We start from the raw sequence: 18,622 nt of genomic DNA on the forward strand, positions 1-18,622 counted from the left end.
AATGATAGTAAGTATCAACAACTTTAACTAATTTCACTTATTTCTTTAGAGCAATATGTTCTTATAATTTCAGAATCATCATCTTCTAGTTTAACTCTCACCTTACATTTTTTCTTTACATAGTTATTTTCTAAAACTATACCAATGCCATCTTCTGTTTTTACTTTTTGACCTGGTTTTGGCATACTTTTTTTAGCAATTTTATAATTTTCATCTTCGTAAGCAAGGCAACACATTAGTCTTCCACATAAACCTGAAATTTTATTAGGATCGAGAGTTATTTCTTGTTGTTTGGCCATTTTTATAGAAAGAGGTTGAAAGTCATTTAAGAATCTAGAACAGCAGCACTTTTGACCACATATTCCAACACTTGCAATAAGTTTTGCATGGTCTCTAACTCCAATTTGCCTAAGCTCAATCCTATTTTTATAAATTGATGCTAGCTCTTTGACAAGCTTTCTAAAGTCAACCCTAGTATTTGAAGAAAAATAAATCATTAGTTTTTTCCTATCAAATGTAAATTCTCCATCTATGGCATGAAGATTAAGACCTAGTCTATCTGCCTTTTCTTGACAAATTTGAACTGCTTCTTTAGCTTCTTTTTTGTTTTTGTAGTCTTTAATTAAATCTTCTTCATTAGCTTTTCTAATTACTTTACTTAATTCTTTATCAAATTCTTTTGGATTTATTTCCTTATTTACCACTTTTACCATTCCTATTTCAAGGCATGAGTTAGAGTTAACTATAACTTGATCATTAAAATTAAGGTCTAGATCACAAGGATCAAAGTAATATATTTTCCCTGCTTTTTTAAAGCTTATTCCTACTACTTTCAAACTCTTTCCCCTCTCTATATATAAAAAAAATGAAATTTTCAACAGAAATGTCAAAATTAACATTATTTTTAAAGCCTTTTTTAATCTCTTCTATTTTTTTTACTATCCTTTCAATAGAGTCAAAAGGCAAATCCTCTATTCTTTTAAAGTAGAATATGGAATTCTTATCTTCTATCATATCTTTACTAAAATACTTATATCTTAATAAATTATTAAAAAAAACTGATATTTGATCAAACAAATCTTCTCTTTTATCCTTTAGCTTATTAAAGAATTCCTTGTTTTTATAAAATATTGAAAGATTTCCCTTAATAATACCTGTTAAAATATTACAAAGTTCATCATAATCTACTGATTCATTTTCGTTTTTACTTTCAAAACTAATAATTTGGCATCTTGACCTAATGGTTTTAAGTAAATTATAAGAATTATTTGTCGTAAATATAGTTACCACATAATCTTTAGAATCTTCTATACTCTTTAATAAGGCATTAGAGCTTTCTAAAGTGAGATTTTGACTATCATTTATTATATAGATTTTAATTTTTCCATTATATGGTCTTAGATACATATCTCTGATCATATCTCTAATAATAGTTATAGGAATATTTTTAAGATCAAAGTCCTTATTAATTATGTCAAGATCAGGATTCTCATTACCTATTATATCAACACCATAATTATTAAAAATTTTTTCTGAAAACTCTATTGCCTTCTCTAAAGTGTACTTTTTGTTTATGCTTTCAAAGATGTAAGCATTAAAAATTTTATTATTTTTTAATTGATTTCCTAATATTTCCATAAATTAGATTCTAATATATTGGTCTACATCTAAAATGAATATTGTTGCTCCACCTACATTCACATCTACTGGTGCACTTGCAGCAAGAAGTGGAGAATCAGCTGTAGGATTTATAACTGAAGATTGGGTTGTTCTTTTTCTACAATTATCTTCTATAATTTTCTTAACTTCTTCAAGTTTTTCTTCCTCTATACCTATAAGTAAGGTTGTGTTTCCTTCTCTTAAAAAACCTCCAGTAGTTGCAAGTTTAGTTACTCTATATCTTTTATCTGTTAATGAGTCCATCAAAAAGTTTGCATCTGCATCTTGAACTATAGCTATTAAAAGTTTCATTTTATCTCCTTTAAATAATCATTAATAATTTTCAAACATGAATTAATAACAGTATTAACATCTTTATTAGCATCAACTGATATAATTTCATCTTCATACATCTTAGAAAGTTTAATATATCCATCATATATTTTTTTATGAAAAGTGTAATCTTCATTCTCTAACCTATCAGAAACAAAGTTTTTCCTCTTTCTATCAAGAGCAGTCTTATAATCTATATTTAGAAAAATTGTCAAATCTGCACTGACATCTCCTATAGCAAAATCATTAATTTTCTTTATTTCATCTATACCTAAGTTTCTTCCTATACCTTGATAAAGCATTGAACTTAAGACATATCTATCACATAAGATTAAACTTCCCTTTTTTAAGAGTGGTCTTAGTTTCTCATCAACTAGTTGTGCTCTACTAGATGCATACAACAAAGCTTCACACTTATCAGACATATTAATATTTTCATTATCCAATATTATTTCTCTAATTTTTTCTGAAATTTGCGTTCCACCTGGTTCTCTGAACTTATATACTTCATACCCATTTTTAGATAATTTTTCATATATTTTTTCTAAGACAGTAGTTTTTCCAGAACCATCTGGACCTTCAAATACAATTAATTTACCATTCATATCCTTATTATACATTAATTTAGGAAAGATTAAAACAAGATGTTATATATAAAATATCTATAAACTTTAATCATAAATTTGTATAAAAAAAAGACCTTACTCGGCCTTAATTTTATTCTTCGTTCTCTTTCTCTTCAGTTTCATTAACTGTAGGAACATCAGCTGCATCACTATTAGCTTCTTCTTCATCTTCAATAACTTCTTCTTGAGGTTCTTGAAGTGAGCATATAACTTCATCATCTTCTAATAATATTGTAATGTTATTATCTTTAGCTATATCAAGATCAGCTACTGTGAATGAATCACCTATTTGCATTTCAGCTACTTCTAATTCGGCATATTGTGGTATATACATAGGTAAACATTCAACTTCTACAGTGTCAATATTTTGAACAAGAACTGAAGGCTCTACTCTTATATCATCTCTTCCATTTAGGTAAACAGGTACATTTACTCTGATAGATTCCTTAGCATTGATTGCTTGAAAGTCTACGTGGAAAAATTGTGATTTAAAAGGATGCATTTGATAATCCTTAATTAAAACCGCTACTTTTTCTCCATCAATGTTTAAATCAATAATTGTAGATGTTCCTGCTTGGCTAAGTACTTTTTCAAAATCTCTTGATGTAAATTGTACATTTACATTGTCTTTATCTTTAGCATATACAACACCTGGTACAATAGCTTGTTGTCTAAGTTTATTAACTTTATTTTTTCCAACAGCATCTCTTTTTTTCGCTTCTAATACTATATCTGCCATTGTGTCCTCCTTATTTTCATAATCACTTCATACTGACTTATTATACCTTATTTTACTTATTTTGACAATTTAAATATCAAATTTATATTTTTTATAATAACAACATAAATTTGGGGTATATTATTATAGATAAGATTTATTTTAGGAGGTATATATGACAGAAAGAAAGAAAAAATTTGGTGAAGAAATAGTTACCGTTATTGGTGATGAGCTTAATATTGGTGATACAGCTCCAAATTTTAAAGCTATAAACAATGACTTATCAGAATATGACTTTTATAAAGAAGAAGAAGGAAAAATAAAAATTATATCAGTAGTTCCTTCACTTGATACATCAGTTTGTGAAATACAAACTACTAAATTTAACCAAGCTGCTGCTGATATAAGCCCAGATGTAGTTATAGTTACTATATCAAACGATCTACCTTTTGCTCAAGAAAGATTCTGCTCAGCTAAAGGTATTGACCAAGTAAAAACAGTATCCGACTATAACTATCTTGACTTTGCTGATAAATATGGAACTTTAATTAAAGAGCTAAAATTACAAAATAGAGCAGTTTTTGTAATAGATAAAGATAATAAATTAGTTCATATTGAATATCTTGAACAAAATACATCTCTACCTGATTATAAAGCTGCTATAGAAGCTGCTAAAAATTTAATTTAAATATCTATTCAAAAAACATCCCAACGGGATGTTTTTTAGATAGATATAAATTCTTAATACCTTTAAATACTCTAAAGTAATATTAAAAACTATTTGAATTTTATTTATAATGCTCTAATCTAATAGTTAATCTATATCTACATTTTCTTAAGCTAAAAAATCATTAATACAATTTATTAGCTTTCAAAAAGTCAGATTATAGCAACTTTATCACATATTATTCATATGTTTTAAAATCACTATAATTGAATGATACACAAAAATATATTTTCTAATTATCTAAGTTAACTATTCTTATAAAGCAAACTCTCAATTAAAGATAGGGTTGTTATAGAGGCAACCCCTTTCTTAGAACTTACCAAATCAATATTTAGTGGAGATATACTTTCATAATCTATATCTCCATATAAAACACCATCAATATAACTTGTTCCAACATCTATAAGTATTTGCCCATCTTTAAAATATTTTTTATCATAGTAATTAGCTATACCAATAGCACTTATAAATATATCAGCATTTTTTACTTTTTCTATTTGATTCTCACTCTTGGAATTAAACATTGTCACCGTAGCTTTTTTTGAATTTAGATACATAAATAATGGCTTTCCAATAACATTATTAGAATTAGCTACAATTACATCTTTGCCCCTTAAATCTATGTTCATATATTCAATAAACTTTATAACAGACCTTGCAGTTTGAGGCATATGCGAGAAATCCTTATCCATAATTTCTCCTAAAGATTCATAAGTAAACCCATCTAAATCGTTAAAAGGCATATTATTTCTAAGATATTTCAAATCAGTATTTGAATCTAAAGGTTGAAGGATTATAAAGCCATCAATATTACTAAGCTTATTACAATATTCAATTATATCTATATGATTTTGATCATTACTAAAGAGCTTATCAACTACATCAATTTCAAATTCCTCACATCTTTTTAAAATAGCCTTTTTATATGCTAAAACAGGCCCCTTATTAATCTGAGAAATTATTAAAAGTTTCTTTTTGTATTTATTTTTTTTTATTTTTTTAATTAGATTTTCTATTATTTTATCTGAATTTATAATTTTCATATTATTTATAAAAAACGTCCCTAAGGACGTTTTGTACTTTACTTATATTAAAATATTCTTTTAGCTCCAACATATGAATTTTGATACCATGAACTATAGATATTATCTATAACTACTCCTCTTGATGGTGTAGATGCATGTACAAAATCTCCATTAGAATTAATAATCATTCCTACATGATCTATAACTCCATCAGATGAGAAGAATACTAGGTCACCTGCTTGAAGATTAGTTACTGAATATCCATTATAAAACTGAGTTTTAGAACTTCTATTTAAATTCACTCCTACTTGTCTATAAGCATAATAAACTAATCCTGAACAATCAAATCCACTTGGTGTTGAGCCACCCCACACATAAGGATATCCTACAAATGATGCGGCAATGTTTGCAGCTTGTTGCCCACTTCCAGAAACTTGGTTATTTTGGTATGAAGCTTTTTCTGCTACTATATTATTTGTTTTTTCTTCAACTATTGGAGCAGGTTTTGCTACTTCTGTATCTGAAAGATAGCTTGCATTTATATAAGCTGTTTGTCCATTATATGAAATTTGTAACCAGCCATTAGCAAGTTGTCCTTCTACCTTATCTCCTTTACTTATATTACCTATAGTATTAGAATAAGTGTTCGCTTGACTTCTTACTCTTAATGATGGTGTATTTACCCAACCTGTATAATAAACAGCCTTAGCTTCTTCTTTTTCTTCATTTACTTCTTTTTCTTCTACAACTGGAGCTGGTTTTGCTACTTCTGTATCTGACAGATAATCAGCACTTACAAAACCTGTTTGTCCATTGTAAGAAATCTTTAGCCAACCATCTTTAAGCTCTCCACTTAACTTATCACCTTTAGTTACGGCTCCTAACAAGTTTGAACTAGTACCTGCACCACTTCTTACATTAAGTGCTTCAATATTTACCCATCCTGTGTAAGCAATTGGCTTTTGAGCTTCTTCTTCAGCCTTTTTCTCAGCTTCTTTTCTTTGAGCCTCTTCTTCAGCCTTTTTCTCAGCTTCTTTTCTTTGAGCCTCTTCTTCAGCCTTTTTCTCAGCTTCTTTTCTTTGAGCCTCTTCTTCAGCTTTTTTCTCAGCTTCTTTTCTTTGAGCCTCTTCTTCAGCCTTTTTCTCAGCTTCTACTTTTTGAGCCTCTTCTTCAGCCTTTTTCTCGGCTTCTACTTTTTGAGCCTCTTCTTCGGCTTTTTTCTCAGCTTCTACCTTTTGAGCTTCTTCAGGCTCTTTTTCTTCAACTATTTGGTCAGATAAAAAGTTTAAGTTTATGTATCCCTTTTCAGTTTTTAGCCAACCATCTTCTATAATACCTGAAACTTTATCATTTTTATTTAAAACACCTACTATGTTATTTTCTTGGTCTGTTTTTGATGATCTAATATTAAGAGAATCAACACTTACATATTTTTCTACTACAGATTCATCTACTTTATCATTCTTTTTTTCAACTACATTTGAAATTGTATCTTCTTCAATTTTTTTTACATCGTTTTCTTTGATTTTTTTGTCAACAGCTTTTACGATTGCTTGTTCACTTGAAGATTCAAGAATTGAAGGATCAGCTAAGTTTCTAGATGTTTCAATCTTTTCATTTTTTCTATTGCTTTTATTATCCTTTTCAGCAAACTTAGTATTCTTAACTTCATTAGCATAGTCTTTTTTTACAGTTTCTACTTTTGAAGCAAGATTACTGTCCACATAAGATACGTTGCTATCAAGTACCTTTTTTGATTGATCTTCTTTATCTAGATTATTCATTGTAGAAGCATAAGCAGTTGCCCCGATAGTTACTGCTGCTAATACTCCAATTGTCGATCCTATATTTTTCTTACTCATTGTATCCTCCGTCTATTATTATCTGTTATGAAATTCTGTTATGAAATCTAGAATAATAATATATCTTTTTGATAAAATAGTCAACAATTAGTTACAAAAAAATTACACTTTTAGCAGCTTTTTTTATGTATATTTATAATTTAGAATGATAATTCCCAATAAATTTAAATTATTAAAAAATAAAAAAATAAATTTCGTAATTTTTTATTCACTTTTACGAAACATTTGTAACTATTAAAAATTATTTTAATAAAATTATATATAAAAAAAGAGTAAATCTATAAGCCGTGTTCTGTTAAAATAATCATCTATCTAGGCTAATTGTCACCAATTAGCTCAAGCGAACTACCATACTGGACCGTTACGAGCAGCAATCCTACTGTCCCTTTTGTTCTTGCACCGGATGGGGTTTACACAGCGTAATTATCACTAATCACCTGGTGAGCTCTTACCTCACCATTCCACCCTTACCAAATAAATTGGCGGTATACTTTCTGTTGCACTTGCCTGAAGGTCACCCTTACTAGACGTTATCTAGCATCCTTGCTCTGTGGTGCACGGACTTTCCTCGTCTAAGACGCGATTATTCGATTTACTCTATTTAGTATTTTACCATATTTTTATAAATTTCAAAATTAAATAAACTCTCTAAATTTTTCATTAAAAGAAAAATATACTATATTGGTATCAAAATTATCTAATAAAAGTTTTCTAAGCATCCATATCACATGATTCTCACTTGCAAAATGCCCTGGATCAAGTATAACTATATCCTTATAGTTATCTAAAGCTTCATGATATTTTACATCACTTGTTATTATAAGATCACATTCTTTTTTAATGGCATCTTCTATAAAATCACTTCCTGCTCCTCCACATAAGGCAACTTTTGATATTTCTTTATCTGGATCTCCATAAAGAATTATTCCCTTACATTCTAGTTTTTCTTTAACAATCTGTGCAAAATCTCTAGCTTTAATTTTTTCTACATTTCCAAATCTAGCAATAGGGTATTCATTGTAATCATCCAATTTTTTGACATCTTTAAGGCTTAATATTTTTGCAAGATTATCATTTACTCCACCTTCAGCCTTATCAAGATTAGTATGCATAGCATAGACACTTATATCTTCTTTTATAAGTAGTTCTATATTTTTATTATATTTTGTAGATAAATCTATTGATTTAAGTGGGATAAAAAACATCGGGTGATGGTTTATAATAAGATTACATTTGTTTATTTTAGCATTTATTATAGTTTCATAACTTAAGTCCATGGATACTAGTATTCCTGTAAGTTCTTTTTCTAGATTTCCAATTTGAAGACCAGAATTATCCCAATCTTCTTGTAAATCTTCTGGAAATTTTTCATTTAGAAATTCTATTACTTCTCTTATTTTCATATTCTTTTACCTCTTTTATTGCTCTAAGTCTTTGTTCAACTAAATCAAGCCCTTCCTTATTAATAGAATTGTTCTCAATCTGCTTTTTAAAAGCTAAGTTCTTTTTCTCAATTTTAAAAAGTCTTGGCATTAGTAAAGGATTTTCTTCCTCATATATAAACTTACCAAAATAAATTTCCGAAAGCTTTAAAACTCTGTCAGCTCCATTTTTAAATCTAATTATATCATAATGTTTTCTACCATCTTTAATTAGAAAGTCTTTATCTATATAGAAATTATTATTATTAAGAAATTCCCTAAGCTTTTCGTTACCAATATTTCCCTCACAAATTACATAATCAAGCTTTCTTACCTTATCTATATTAGCCTTTAAAATCTCAATTATACTTACAGCTCCCATACCAGCTATTATCGCTATTTGATTTTCTTTTATATCTATTCCTTCAAAACCATCACACACTTTTGTTTTTATTATCTTTCTTAAATCATCATTTAGTTCATCTTCAAGTTTTTTTAGACTCGCTTTTGATATATCTGTTGCGAGTATATCACATGATTTACCAGTTTTTGCTAAATATAAAGGGACCAATCCATGATCAGTCCCTATATCTATAACTTTCTTTCCACAGTCTACAATATTTACTATCTCTTTTAATCTTTTTGTAATCTTCATTTATAAAAAGTCTCTCAATAATTCACTCTTATTAGGAGATTTTAACTTCCTAAGTGCTTTTGCCTCAATTTGTCTTATTCTTTCACGTGTAACATCAAATTCTTTACCAACTTCTTCAAGTGTCCTAGGTGTACCATCTATAAGTCCGAATCTAAGTTGTAATACTCTTTTCTCTCTTGCACCAAGACACGATAAAACTTCATTTAATTGGTCTCTAAGCATCGAATAATTTGCAGCATCATCAGGATTTATGGCTGTATCATCTTCTATAAAATCTCCTAAGTGGCTGTCCTCTTCCTCACCTATAGGTGTCTCTAAACTAACTGGTTCTTGTGCGATTTTTCTAATTTCTTGAACCTTTTCTACCTCTATTCCCATTTGCTCAGCTATTTCTTCATTAGAAGGATCACGACCCAAATCTTGAACTAATTGCCTTTGAATCCTTACAAGTTTATTAATAGTTTCTACCATATGAACAGGTATTCTAATAGTTCTTGCTTGATCTGCTATAGCTCGAGTTATAGCTTGTCTTATCCACCATGTAGCATAAGTTGAAAATTTAAACCCTCTATTATAATCATATTTATCAACAGCTTTCATAAGACCCATATTTCCTTCTTGAATAAGATCCAAAAAACTCATTCCACGACCTACATATTTTTTCGCAATTGATACTACTAATCTTAAGTTCGTTTCAGCAAGTTTTTGTTTAGCTCTATTGGCATCAAATATTGCCTTATTAAGTTTTTTTACATCTTCTGAATCAAATCCCTTATCACTGAAAATTTTATTACAAAGAGATTTGATAGCTTTAAATCTTTCTAAATCTTTTATAGAATCTTCTGATAATGTCTTTTTATCTAGAATTTGTTTAGCCTTATTCCCAAAATTAATTAAATCATTAATTAAAAGTCTATCATTTGTTTTCAATGATTGATCTTCTACACCTTTTTTATAAAGATCTGAAAAAGCAAGATAAATCAATGATACTATATCATCTGATTCTTTAGTCGCAACAAGTTTACCAAAATTATCAAATAAATCACACAAGATATTAGCTTCTTTTTCACTTAATTCCTTATCTAAAATCGACTTTTGAGCTATATCACATATTAAAATCTTTGATTTTATTGCATCACGTTGATCTTCTGTAAGCTCTTGATTAAGCATATTCTGAAATTGACTGCCAATATCTATTAAGGATAATATATTTACCCTTGTATCTTCATCAAGCTCTTTTCCCTCTTTTGTAAGGCTATTTGCCTTGAGCAAAGTTATAGATAAATCTCCATAAAATATATCTAGAGCAAGCTTTGTTTTGTTTTGTTTAGTTAGCTTTTTCCCAGCTTTTGATCTTAAAGCTATGTCCCCTAACTCCATTTTTTTAGCAAGATAAATTTCTTCTCTTGCATCCAAAAGCTTAACCTTGCCAATTTCCTTTAAATACATCTTAACTGGATCATCAGTCTTTATTCCGACGACATCATTTTGACTAGCCTTTTTATCTATTTTTTCCTTTACATTAGCCCTTTTCATATGATCTTCTAATAACTCATCTGAAAAATCTTCATCTTCATCTAATTCATCTTCTAAATCATCATCTAAGTCATCTTCCAAATCATCTTCTGTATCTTCATCTTCATCTAGTATAGTTCTTTGTTCTTCTACAATCTCAATACCATTAGAAATTATCTGGCCTATAACATACTTTTTGCCTTCATCTTCCATTTCACTAATAGATTCAAAAGTGTAAATTTGTTTATAAGTTACAACTCCATCTTGTGATTCACTTATAGATTTAAATTCATCTATAATTTCCTTTAGAAGATCATCTTCCAGCATCTTATCATTATCACTAGTCATAAGTCTCCCCTCCAGCTCTGAAGTGATTAATCTTTCTTTGATCTAAGTTTTTTAAGTAATTTTCTTTTATTTTCAAGTTTTATTTTTTCCTTTAACTCGAAGGATTCAATTTTATTTGCTTTGTTTTCTATATAATCTATTATAAAATAGTAATCTTTTGTAAAATCATCTCTTATATTTACTATATCATCATGACTTTTGATGTAGTCTTTCAGCTTTTCTACTCTTTCATCCTTTAAAACCTTATCAAAAAATTCCGCATCATCATTGTAATCATCTCTTTGGTTTAAAAATAACCTAAGTGTTTCAAGTTCATTTGTAGATATGGTATATTTTTTATAGTCAATAATTCTATTTTTCTTGAAAGATTTTTCTTTCAAGTTTCTAGAATTTGTTTTATTTGTGTAGTTCTCATTATACTTTAATATGGATTGTTTTAAAGTTTGTTTTTCAATATTAAAAAGCTTACTAACATTATTTATAAATATTTCTCTAGTTAAATCAGATCTTATTGATGCCAAAAACTCAATAAATAAGTTTAATTTATCAAATTTTTCATTTTTGTTACTTGAAGCATAAATATCAAGTATTTTATTATACTTATAGTTGTATACATCATCAGCTTCTTCCATTCTTTCTTTAAAAACATCTTTTCCATATTTTTTTACAAAATCATCAGGATCTAGACCATCTTCAAGTTTTATTACCCTCGCCTTAATATCCTCATCTAAAAGTATTTCAATAGCTCTATCTGTAGCTTTTATTCCAGCACTATCTTGATCATAGCAGATATAGACATTATCAGCATATCTTTTCAAAAGCTTCGCTTGATCATGAGTTAAAGCTGTACCTAGGCTTGCCACTGCAATATCTATACCTTGGTTATTAAGTCCCATAACATCCATATAGCCTTCTACTAAAATTATATCTTTAATATTTTGCTTTTTATAGATATTTAATCCATATAGATTATATCTTTTCTTAAAGACCTCACTTTCAGGTGAATTAAGATACTTAGGCATAGAATTATCTATACTTCTTCCACCAAAACCTATTACCTTCCCATAATGATTTATTATTGGAAAAATAAGTCTATTTCTATACTTATCATAATATCTTCCATTTTCAGTTTTCTTTATTAAACCTAGCTTTTGAATATCTTCAAGTAGGTAATCCTTCTTTTTTACAAAATTTAATAAATCATCCCAAGAATTTTTGGCATATCCAAGCATAAAGGTATTAACGACACTAGAAGAAAATCCCCTATTTTTAAGATAAATTTGAGCTTCTTTATTTGTTAAAAGATTTTTATAAAAAAACATCATGATTTCTTTATTTATATCATAATAAGAATTCAAAATAGCGTTCTTTTTAGAAGAAACATTATTATCTATCTTAATACCTGCCTTATTAGCCAAGTATTTCATTGAATCAATATAAGAAAGACCTTCTTTTTGCATAATAAAAGAAACAACATCTCCTCCTTGGCCGCAACCGAAGCAATGAAATAATTGTTTCTTGTCATCAACTATAAAAGATGGAGTTTTTTCATGATGAAACGGGCATAAACCCTTATAGGAAGAACCAGCTTTTTTTAAATCGACATATTCTCCTATTATAGCTACAATATCCGAATTGTCTAAAATTTCATTCTTCTTTTCATCAGATATAAATACCATTAAACCACCCCTTGATATTAAGTTATTATACTTTTATAATTTTTTTCTTCAATAATTAAAATAAAAGGATAAGGTAGTTATCCTAATTATCAAATATTTTCTTAAGTAAAATTTTTTGTCCATTAGAATATGGAGGATATTTTACCTTAATATCAATATTTATTGACCTCTGCATAAGAGCTTTTCTATTAGAAAAGTTTATAAATCCAAATTTCCCATGATATCCTCCCATACCAGACTCTCCTACTCCACCAAATTCTAGATTAGGATTTGTTATATGCATAATAGTATCATTTATACAGACACCACCTGCTGAAATACCATTTACAAAACTATTTATATGTTCATTATCCTCAGAGAAAATATACATACTAAGTGGCTTATCCATATTCTTTACTTTATTTATAATATCGAACATATCTTCATATGCTATCACAGGTAATATAGATCCAAAAATTTCTTCTTTCATTATTTTATTATTAAAATCTACATTTTCTATAATAGTAGGTTCAATCTTTAAAAGATTTAAATCATATAAACCACCACTATAAATATATTGATTTTTTATCAATGAAACAAGTCTTTCCAAAGATATGTATCTATAATTTTGGGATAGTCAGGATTATTTAAAGGAAAATCGCCAAAAAATTCTATAATATAAGCTTTCATTAACATTAAAAGCTTTTCTTTAACATCTTTATGCACAAGTAAGTAGTCTGGTGCAACACAAGTTTGTCCTGCATTTAATAATTTCCCCCAAATTATCCTTTTAGCTACAAGCCTTAGATTGCTTGTTTCATCTACTATGCAAGGACTCTTTCCACCAAGCTCTAAGGTGACTTTTGCAAGATTTTCACTTGCTTTTTTCATTATAGTCCTACCAACTTTTGATGAACCCGTAAAAAATATATGGTAATATTTATAACTTAAAAGTTCATCATAATCTATTTTTTCATTATCAATACAATATATAAACGATCTATCGAAGCTTTCATTAATAATTTTTCTGATTATATAAGATGTATGATTGGATTTTCTAGATGTTTTTAAGATTACAGTATTTCCACTAGATATAGCCAAAATAATAGGTCCCATTGAAAGCATAAAAGGATAGTTCCAAGGAGATATAATAAGAGTAAGTCCCAAAGGCTCATATATAATATAACTTTTTGCAGGCATAGATATAGAATTTGTCTGAACTCTTTCCTTTTTTATCCGATTTTTTAAATTATCTATAGCAAAATTTATTTCACTATACACAGGGCCTATCTCAGATATATATGATTCAGTTTCTGATTTACTTAAATCTTTTTTTAAAGCAAGAATAATTTCACTTTCATTATTTTTAATGGATTTTTTCAAAATTTTTAGTGTATTTATCCTAAATTATTCATTTTTTGTTCTATCAGATTTAAATAATATCTTTTGTTCATTTATTATATTTTTAAATTCATTCATAACTTTCTCCTTTATACCTTAAGATATTAATACCCAATTTTAGAAATTAAAAAAACCCCTAAATCTGTATTTTAGATTTGGGGGTTCAGTTAAATAATTAATATTTTAACTAATCTTCTTTTTTCTTAAATATACCAAGGAGTATAGCAGAAACTATTGAGCCTATTACAAAGGATAGAATAAAAAATATAGCCTGATTTAAAGAGCTCATTGCTGGAAGTACAAATACCCCACCATGTGGTGCTGGTACTGATACATTAAATAATTGAGTTAATCCTCCAGCTATACCAGCTCCTATAACTGATATTGGAATTATAAGTTGTGGTTTTGCTGCTGCAAATGGAATTGCTCCCTCTGTTATGAAAGATAATCCAAGTAGGTAGTTTGATAAGGCTGACTTTCTTTCATTTTCATTGAATTTGTTTTTAAATAATGTTGAAGCTAAAGCTATTGCTATTGGTGGAACCATTCCGCCTGCCATAACAGCTGCCATGAAGGCTCCATCATTTGTTCCGATGAAAGCTCCTGTTGCAAAAGTATATGCCGCCTTATTTATAGGACCACCCATATCAGCTGCCATCATAGCTCCAAGAAGAGAACCAATCAATACCTTATTAGTAGTACCCATATTCATAAGCCAGCTATTTAGTCCGTTGTTAATTCCTGTAAATATTGGATCTACAATAAAGAACATTATAACTCCTGTAATTAATAGACCAAATACAGGATAAATAAGCATTGGTTTAACAGAATCTAGTGACTTTGGCATGTTTCTACATACTTTTTTAAGCATATTTACCACAAGACCAGCTATAAAGCCTCCCAAAAGTCCTCCTAAAAATCCAGCTCCCTCACTAGCTAAAAGACCTGCAACCATACCAGGCATTAAAGCTGGTCTGTCGGCTATTGAGTAGGCAATATATCCTGCAAGAACAGGAATGAGAAAGTTAAATGCACTTATTCCTATTTTATTTAAAAAGATGAAAGCAATTGATGAATCGCCAAAAAATCTTTCAAATAAAAAAGATATAGCCATTAAAATACCACCGCCAATGACAAACGGAAGCATATGACTTACTCCATTCATAAGATCTTTGTAAATTTCAGATCTTAGATTTGTTTTCTCACTATAAGAGGTATTTGATTCTTTTTCATGATTATCTGCATAATAAATTGGAAAAGAACCTGATATAGCTTCTTTTATAAGTTCATCACTTTTTCTAATTCCATCAGATACTGGCCTTTGGATTAGTTTCTTAGCATCAAATCTACTCATTTCTACCTTTTTATCAGCAGCTATAATTACAGCATCTGCATTTTTAATATCTTCATCTGTAAGTCTATTCTTAACACCATCAGAACCATTAGTTTCAATTTTTACTCTTACATTATTGATCTTGCCTGCTTTTTCTAAAGCTTCTTGAGCCATATAAGTATGAGCTACACCATTAGGACAAGCTGTAACTCCAATTATAAATTTCTGGTCTGTTTTTATTTTTTCTTCTTTATCTTCTTCTATTTCTTCTTTTATATTTTCTTTATAACAGTCAATTACATTATAAACATCTTCTGGAGTTTTGGCTTCTTTTAATTTATCAATAAATCCTTCTTTAAGAATCATCTTAGATAATTGCGCCAAAGTCTCAACATGAAGATTGTTTTCTCCATTTGGTACTGCTATTGAGAAGAATATATATGATTTTTCTCCATCAAGAGCCTCATAATCAAGCCCCTCTTCTTTTTTAGCAAACAAAACTGCAGGCTCTTTTACAGTATCATTTTTTGAGTGAGGCATGGCAATTCCCTCACCTAAGGCAGTTGATGTTTCCTCTTCTCTTTTTATAAGTCCTTGCTTGAATTCTTCCTTACTTTCAACTATCCCTTCGTCAAAAAACTTTTGAGATATTTCATCAATAACATCCATCTTATTAGAAGCTTTAAGCTCCATAATCATAAGATTTCTTTTTAATAAATCTTTTATTTCCATTCTTTCACCTCAACTTTGTCTAAAATTTCATATATTAATTTTTTATCAGCTATATCTTGGCTAAAGGCTGTAGCAGAGCCTGCTGCAACTGCAAGCTTATAAGAATCTATTTTTGAAAGTCCACTCATATATCCATAAATATAGGCTCCAACCATAGAATCTCCACTACCAACTGAATTAATAAGCTTTCCTTTTATAGGATTTGCCTTATAAGCAAAATTTTCATCAATAAAAATTGATCCATTTGCACCAAGAGACACTATTACATTTTCAGCTCCTCTATCTGAAAGCTTTCTAGCATACCTTATTATATCTTCTTCATTATCGATAGATGTATCAAAAACATCTGCTAGCTCATCTTTATTTGGTTTTACTAAGAATGGTTTATAGCTTGAAAGTTCATAAAGTTTCTTCCCACTAGTGTCAAGTGCAAACCTTACATTGTTTATATCTAAGATATTAATAATTATCCTATAAAAATCATCTCCCAAGCTCTTTGGTATAGAACCTGAAATAATTACAAAATCATCTTCATTAAGTTCATCTATAAAGTCTAAGAAGCTAACTATTTCAGCTTCACTAATATTAGGACCCTTGGCATTTATTTCAGTTTCTTGTCCATATTTTAATTTAACATTTATTCTCGAATCATCTGAAACTTCTGTAAAGTTGTGAAATATATCTAATTTATCAAGCTCTTTTTTAATATAATCTCCTGTAAAGCCTCCTAAAAATCCAATATTAATTGAACTTTCTCCAAGATTTTTAAGAAGCTTAGAAACCATAATTCCCTTCCCACCTGGATATTTTTCTTCATAGGTACTCCTTAAAGTTTCCCCATCAACAAATTTATCAATACCTAATATATAGTCTATTGACGGATTTAAAGTTAAAGTGTAAATCATAAGTCCTCCCTTATTAAGTCAACTTCGTTTATACTACATATTTTTGAAAAGTATATTCTATTTTTTTTAGAACTATCAGCTAAAATATATGCTTTTCTGGATCTTTCTATAGCTAACCTTTTTATTTTCGCCTCACTTGGATCATGAGTAGTAAATTCACCATTTGCATAACCATTTGCTCCAATAAAAGCTATATCAAAGTTAAAACTCGAAAGCTCTAAAATAGTTTTCTCTCCAATGGTCACATTTGTCTTTGACTTAACTAATCCACCTAATAATATGGTTTTTATTTTTTTCTTATTTAGCTTATCTATATGCATAATTCCATTAGTTACAACATTAATATCCTTATCTAGATAATCTATTAGTAAATTAGTTGTAGTTCCTGCATCAAGAAATATATATTTTGAATTACCTATTAAATTTGAAGCTTTTTTGGCTATATTGCACTTTTTATCAATATTTAATATAATATTTTTATCATAAGATTTTTCTTCAAACTCTACATTTGTTAAAATCGCACCACCATGAACCCTTTTAATCTCACCTCTTTGTTCAAGAAAATCTAAATCCCTTCTTAAGGTGGATTCACTTATATCAAGCTTATCTATCAAAATCTTATTAGAAACTTGTCTAAACTCTTTTAGAGTATCTAAAATAATCTCTAACCTTTTTTCAAATATCATTTGTATATATTTTAACACATAATAAAATAAAGTCAATCATTTTCTTTCAAAATCTATCATTTTTAATCAAAAAGACTTAAAACTTGCTTTTTTATATAATATAAAAGATAATGTAACAAAAAGAAAGGGGAGTAAAACATGTTTTTTATAGGTCGATTATTTCTAAGTTGGATAACAAATAGCATAAGCCTATATATAATAGATTTATTATTTACTGGCATATCATTTATAGAAATTAAATCACTAGCTATCACTGCTCTTATGTTAATGATTGTAAATAGCTTTATTAAACCAATCTTAAAGCTCTTATCTTTGCCATTAACTATAATAACTTTTGGATTATTTTCTTTTATAGTTAATGCATTTGTATTAAAACTAGCTTTTTCTCTATCTAGTGGAGCTTTTATTGATTCATTTACTACAGCAATTTTTGCATCTATAATTCTTTCAATAATAAATCCAATACTAGATAATTCATTCAAAAAAAATTAGGTATTATTTCAAATTATGTATTTCTTTGCATCATTACAAGTTATTCCTAAACATTTTAAAAACACATCTTAATATCGTTGGGATAGATTTTTATAGGGAATTAGCATATAAAATTTTGAAAACTTGTAATGACCTTGCAAAGATTAACTCATTTTGCAAAATCCCCTATATTACATTAAATTCTTCTTCACCCTCTATAAGATCAATTTCTTTTATTAATATATCATCAATTCTAATAAACTTATCCTTATTAAGTTTTTCTATAAAAACATTTATATATTGCTTACTTCCTTGAATATTTACTTCAACATCACCATCGTACATATTATGGACATTTCCTGTTAAGTTTAATTCATTTGCAAGCATCAAGGCCTTATATCTAAAACCAACCGCTTGGACTCTTCCTTTAAAAATCAAATTATATCTTTTCATATTTTAACTCCTAACTTTTTATATTAATACCCAATTGATTTTCCTTTACATATTTAAAATTTGTATTATAATATAAATATACACCCCCACCCGG

General features: G+C 28.4%; 19 protein-coding genes and 1 other RNA gene. 2 read left to right on the forward strand and 18 right to left on the reverse strand.

Annotated features, from left to right (window positions below):
* Nucleotides 1-23 precede the first annotated feature (23 nt).
* From FYJ26_RS01210 to FYJ26_RS01230, 5 genes are all read right to left on the reverse strand, one after another.
* Nucleotides 24-836: a PSP1 domain-containing protein gene (locus tag FYJ26_RS01210; protein ID WP_154538910.1), complete on the reverse strand. Its 813-nt coding sequence runs from the start codon at nucleotides 834-836 to the stop codon at nucleotides 24-26.
* Nucleotides 811-1,638, reverse strand: a complete 828-nt coding sequence (locus FYJ26_RS01215; RefSeq protein ID WP_154538911.1) for a DNA polymerase III subunit delta' — start codon at nucleotides 1,636-1,638, stop codon at nucleotides 811-813. The genes FYJ26_RS01210 and FYJ26_RS01215 overlap by 26 nt, the downstream gene beginning before the upstream one ends.
* Nucleotides 1,639-1,641: 3 nt before the next feature.
* Nucleotides 1,642-1,971: a cyclic-di-AMP receptor gene (locus FYJ26_RS01220; protein ID WP_154538912.1), complete on the reverse strand. Its 330-nt coding sequence runs from the start codon at nucleotides 1,969-1,971 to the stop codon at nucleotides 1,642-1,644.
* Nucleotides 1,968-2,597, reverse strand: a complete 630-nt coding sequence (tmk, locus tag FYJ26_RS01225; protein WP_154538913.1) for a dTMP kinase — start codon at nucleotides 2,595-2,597, stop codon at nucleotides 1,968-1,970. Before tmk ends, FYJ26_RS01220 begins: the two co-directional genes overlap by 4 nt.
* A gap of 112 nt (nucleotides 2,598-2,709) precedes the next feature.
* Nucleotides 2,710-3,357, reverse strand: coding sequence for a 50S ribosomal protein L25 (locus FYJ26_RS01230; RefSeq protein ID WP_154538914.1), 648 nt, complete (start codon nucleotides 3,355-3,357; stop codon nucleotides 2,710-2,712).
* A gap of 154 nt (nucleotides 3,358-3,511) precedes the next feature.
* Between FYJ26_RS01230 and tpx the strand changes: the two genes are divergently transcribed.
* Nucleotides 3,512-4,024 carry a thiol peroxidase gene (gene tpx / locus FYJ26_RS01235; RefSeq protein ID WP_154538915.1) on the forward strand — a complete coding sequence of 171 codons (513 nt, stop codon included), beginning with the start codon at nucleotides 3,512-3,514 and terminating at the stop codon, nucleotides 4,022-4,024.
* A gap of 284 nt (nucleotides 4,025-4,308) precedes the next feature.
* Here the strand turns inward: tpx and FYJ26_RS01240 are convergent, their stop codons facing one another.
* The 12 genes from FYJ26_RS01240 to FYJ26_RS01290 all read right to left on the reverse strand — a co-directional run bounded on the left by FYJ26_RS01240 (nucleotide 4,309) and on the right by FYJ26_RS01290 (nucleotide 17,622).
* Complete coding sequence (locus FYJ26_RS01240; RefSeq protein ID WP_154538916.1) at nucleotides 4,309-5,106, reverse strand: bifunctional 5,10-methylenetetrahydrofolate dehydrogenase/5,10-methenyltetrahydrofolate cyclohydrolase; 798 nt, start codon at nucleotides 5,104-5,106, stop codon at nucleotides 4,309-4,311.
* A gap of 47 nt (nucleotides 5,107-5,153) precedes the next feature.
* The gene (locus FYJ26_RS01245) at nucleotides 5,154-6,950 is read right to left on the reverse strand and encodes a C40 family peptidase (RefSeq protein WP_154538917.1); all 1,797 of its coding nucleotides are present in this window, start codon (nucleotides 6,948-6,950) and stop codon (nucleotides 5,154-5,156) included.
* A 265-nt stretch (nucleotides 6,951-7,215) separates the two neighbouring features.
* An RNA gene (gene rnpB / locus FYJ26_RS01250) (RNase P RNA component class A) lies at nucleotides 7,216-7,549 on the reverse strand.
* Between the two features lie 36 nt (nucleotides 7,550-7,585).
* Nucleotides 7,586-8,353: a Nif3-like dinuclear metal center hexameric protein gene (locus FYJ26_RS01255; RefSeq protein ID WP_154538918.1), complete on the reverse strand. Its 768-nt coding sequence runs from the start codon at nucleotides 8,351-8,353 to the stop codon at nucleotides 7,586-7,588.
* Nucleotides 8,319-9,026 carry a tRNA (adenine(22)-N(1))-methyltransferase gene (locus FYJ26_RS01260; RefSeq protein WP_154538919.1) on the reverse strand — a complete coding sequence of 236 codons (708 nt, stop codon included), beginning with the start codon at nucleotides 9,024-9,026 and terminating at the stop codon, nucleotides 8,319-8,321. The genes FYJ26_RS01255 and FYJ26_RS01260 overlap by 35 nt, the downstream gene beginning before the upstream one ends.
* A complete protein-coding gene (rpoD, locus tag FYJ26_RS01265) occupies nucleotides 9,027-10,889 on the reverse strand; it encodes an RNA polymerase sigma factor RpoD (protein WP_154538920.1) in 1,863 nt (620 codons plus the stop codon).
* 26 nt (nucleotides 10,890-10,915) lie between these two features.
* Nucleotides 10,916-12,568 carry a DNA primase gene (dnaG, locus tag FYJ26_RS01270; protein WP_154538921.1) on the reverse strand — a complete coding sequence of 551 codons (1,653 nt, stop codon included), beginning with the start codon at nucleotides 12,566-12,568 and terminating at the stop codon, nucleotides 10,916-10,918.
* Between the two features lie 82 nt (nucleotides 12,569-12,650).
* Nucleotides 12,651-13,139, reverse strand: a complete 489-nt coding sequence (locus tag FYJ26_RS11310; protein ID WP_320595165.1) for an aldehyde dehydrogenase family protein — start codon at nucleotides 13,137-13,139, stop codon at nucleotides 12,651-12,653.
* Nucleotides 13,136-13,930 (reverse strand): aldehyde dehydrogenase family protein, encoded by a 795-nt coding sequence (locus FYJ26_RS11315; RefSeq protein WP_326831221.1) that lies wholly within the window; start codon nucleotides 13,928-13,930, stop codon nucleotides 13,136-13,138. The genes FYJ26_RS11310 and FYJ26_RS11315 overlap by 4 nt, the downstream gene beginning before the upstream one ends.
* Before the next feature lie 205 nt (nucleotides 13,931-14,135).
* Nucleotides 14,136-16,013 (reverse strand): PTS fructose transporter subunit IIABC, encoded by a 1,878-nt coding sequence (locus FYJ26_RS01280; protein WP_154538922.1) that lies wholly within the window; start codon nucleotides 16,011-16,013, stop codon nucleotides 14,136-14,138.
* Nucleotides 16,004-16,918 (reverse strand): 1-phosphofructokinase, encoded by a 915-nt coding sequence (gene pfkB / locus FYJ26_RS01285; protein ID WP_154538923.1) that lies wholly within the window; start codon nucleotides 16,916-16,918, stop codon nucleotides 16,004-16,006. The genes FYJ26_RS01280 and pfkB overlap by 10 nt, the downstream gene beginning before the upstream one ends.
* Nucleotides 16,915-17,622, reverse strand: coding sequence for a DeoR/GlpR family DNA-binding transcription regulator (locus tag FYJ26_RS01290; RefSeq protein ID WP_326831222.1), 708 nt, complete (start codon nucleotides 17,620-17,622; stop codon nucleotides 16,915-16,917). The genes pfkB and FYJ26_RS01290 overlap by 4 nt, the downstream gene beginning before the upstream one ends.
* A 120-nt stretch (nucleotides 17,623-17,742) precedes the next feature.
* Here FYJ26_RS01290 and FYJ26_RS01295 point away from each other — a divergent pair, with 120 nt between their 5' ends.
* Complete coding sequence (locus FYJ26_RS01295) at nucleotides 17,743-18,096, forward strand: phage holin family protein (RefSeq protein WP_154538925.1); 354 nt, start codon at nucleotides 17,743-17,745, stop codon at nucleotides 18,094-18,096.
* A gap of 165 nt (nucleotides 18,097-18,261) precedes the next feature.
* Here the strand turns inward: FYJ26_RS01295 and FYJ26_RS01300 are convergent, their stop codons facing one another.
* On the reverse strand, nucleotides 18,262-18,528 hold the full coding sequence (locus FYJ26_RS01300) for an acylphosphatase (RefSeq protein WP_154538926.1): 267 nt from the start codon (nucleotides 18,526-18,528) through the stop codon (nucleotides 18,262-18,264).
* Nucleotides 18,529-18,622: the final 94 nt, after the last annotated feature.

The organism is Anaerococcus porci (assembly GCF_009696575.1).
GTDB classification, from domain to species: domain Bacteria; phylum Bacillota; class Clostridia; order Tissierellales; family Peptoniphilaceae; genus Anaerococcus; species Anaerococcus porci.

Excerpts from the sequence above, each read along its gene's own strand:
- FYJ26_RS01215 (WP_154538911.1), bottom strand. The coding sequence starts at position 1,638 with ATGGAAATATTAGGAAATCAATTAAAAAATAATAAAATTTTTAATGCT.
- FYJ26_RS01220 (WP_154538912.1), bottom strand. The coding sequence starts at position 1,971 with ATGAAACTTTTAATAGCTATAGTTCAAGATGCAGATGCAAACTTTTTG.
- tmk (WP_154538913.1), bottom strand. The coding sequence starts at position 2,597 with ATGAATGGTAAATTAATTGTATTTGAAGGTCCAGATGGTTCTGGAAAA.
- FYJ26_RS01230 (WP_154538914.1), bottom strand. The coding sequence starts at position 3,357 with ATGGCAGATATAGTATTAGAAGCGAAAAAAAGAGATGCTGTTGGAAAA.
- tpx (WP_154538915.1), top strand. The coding sequence starts at position 3,512 with ATGACAGAAAGAAAGAAAAAATTTGGTGAAGAAATAGTTACCGTTATT.
- FYJ26_RS01240 (WP_154538916.1), bottom strand. The coding sequence starts at position 5,106 with ATGAAAATTATAAATTCAGATAAAATAATAGAAAATCTAATTAAAAAA.
- FYJ26_RS01245 (WP_154538917.1), bottom strand. The coding sequence starts at position 6,950 with ATGAGTAAGAAAAATATAGGATCGACAATTGGAGTATTAGCAGCAGTA.
- FYJ26_RS01255 (WP_154538918.1), bottom strand. The coding sequence starts at position 8,353 with ATGAAAATAAGAGAAGTAATAGAATTTCTAAATGAAAAATTTCCAGAA.
- FYJ26_RS01260 (WP_154538919.1), bottom strand. The coding sequence starts at position 9,026 with ATGAAGATTACAAAAAGATTAAAAGAGATAGTAAATATTGTAGACTGT.
- rpoD (WP_154538920.1), bottom strand. The coding sequence starts at position 10,889 with ATGACTAGTGATAATGATAAGATGCTGGAAGATGATCTTCTAAAGGAA.
- dnaG (WP_154538921.1), bottom strand. The coding sequence starts at position 12,568 with ATGGTATTTATATCTGATGAAAAGAAGAATGAAATTTTAGACAATTCG.
- FYJ26_RS01280 (WP_154538922.1), bottom strand. The coding sequence starts at position 16,013 with ATGGAAATAAAAGATTTATTAAAAAGAAATCTTATGATTATGGAGCTT.
- pfkB (WP_154538923.1), bottom strand. The coding sequence starts at position 16,918 with ATGATTTACACTTTAACTTTAAATCCGTCAATAGACTATATATTAGGT.
- FYJ26_RS01295 (WP_154538925.1), top strand. The coding sequence starts at position 17,743 with ATGTTTTTTATAGGTCGATTATTTCTAAGTTGGATAACAAATAGCATA.
- FYJ26_RS01300 (WP_154538926.1), bottom strand. The coding sequence starts at position 18,528 with ATGAAAAGATATAATTTGATTTTTAAAGGAAGAGTCCAAGCGGTTGGT.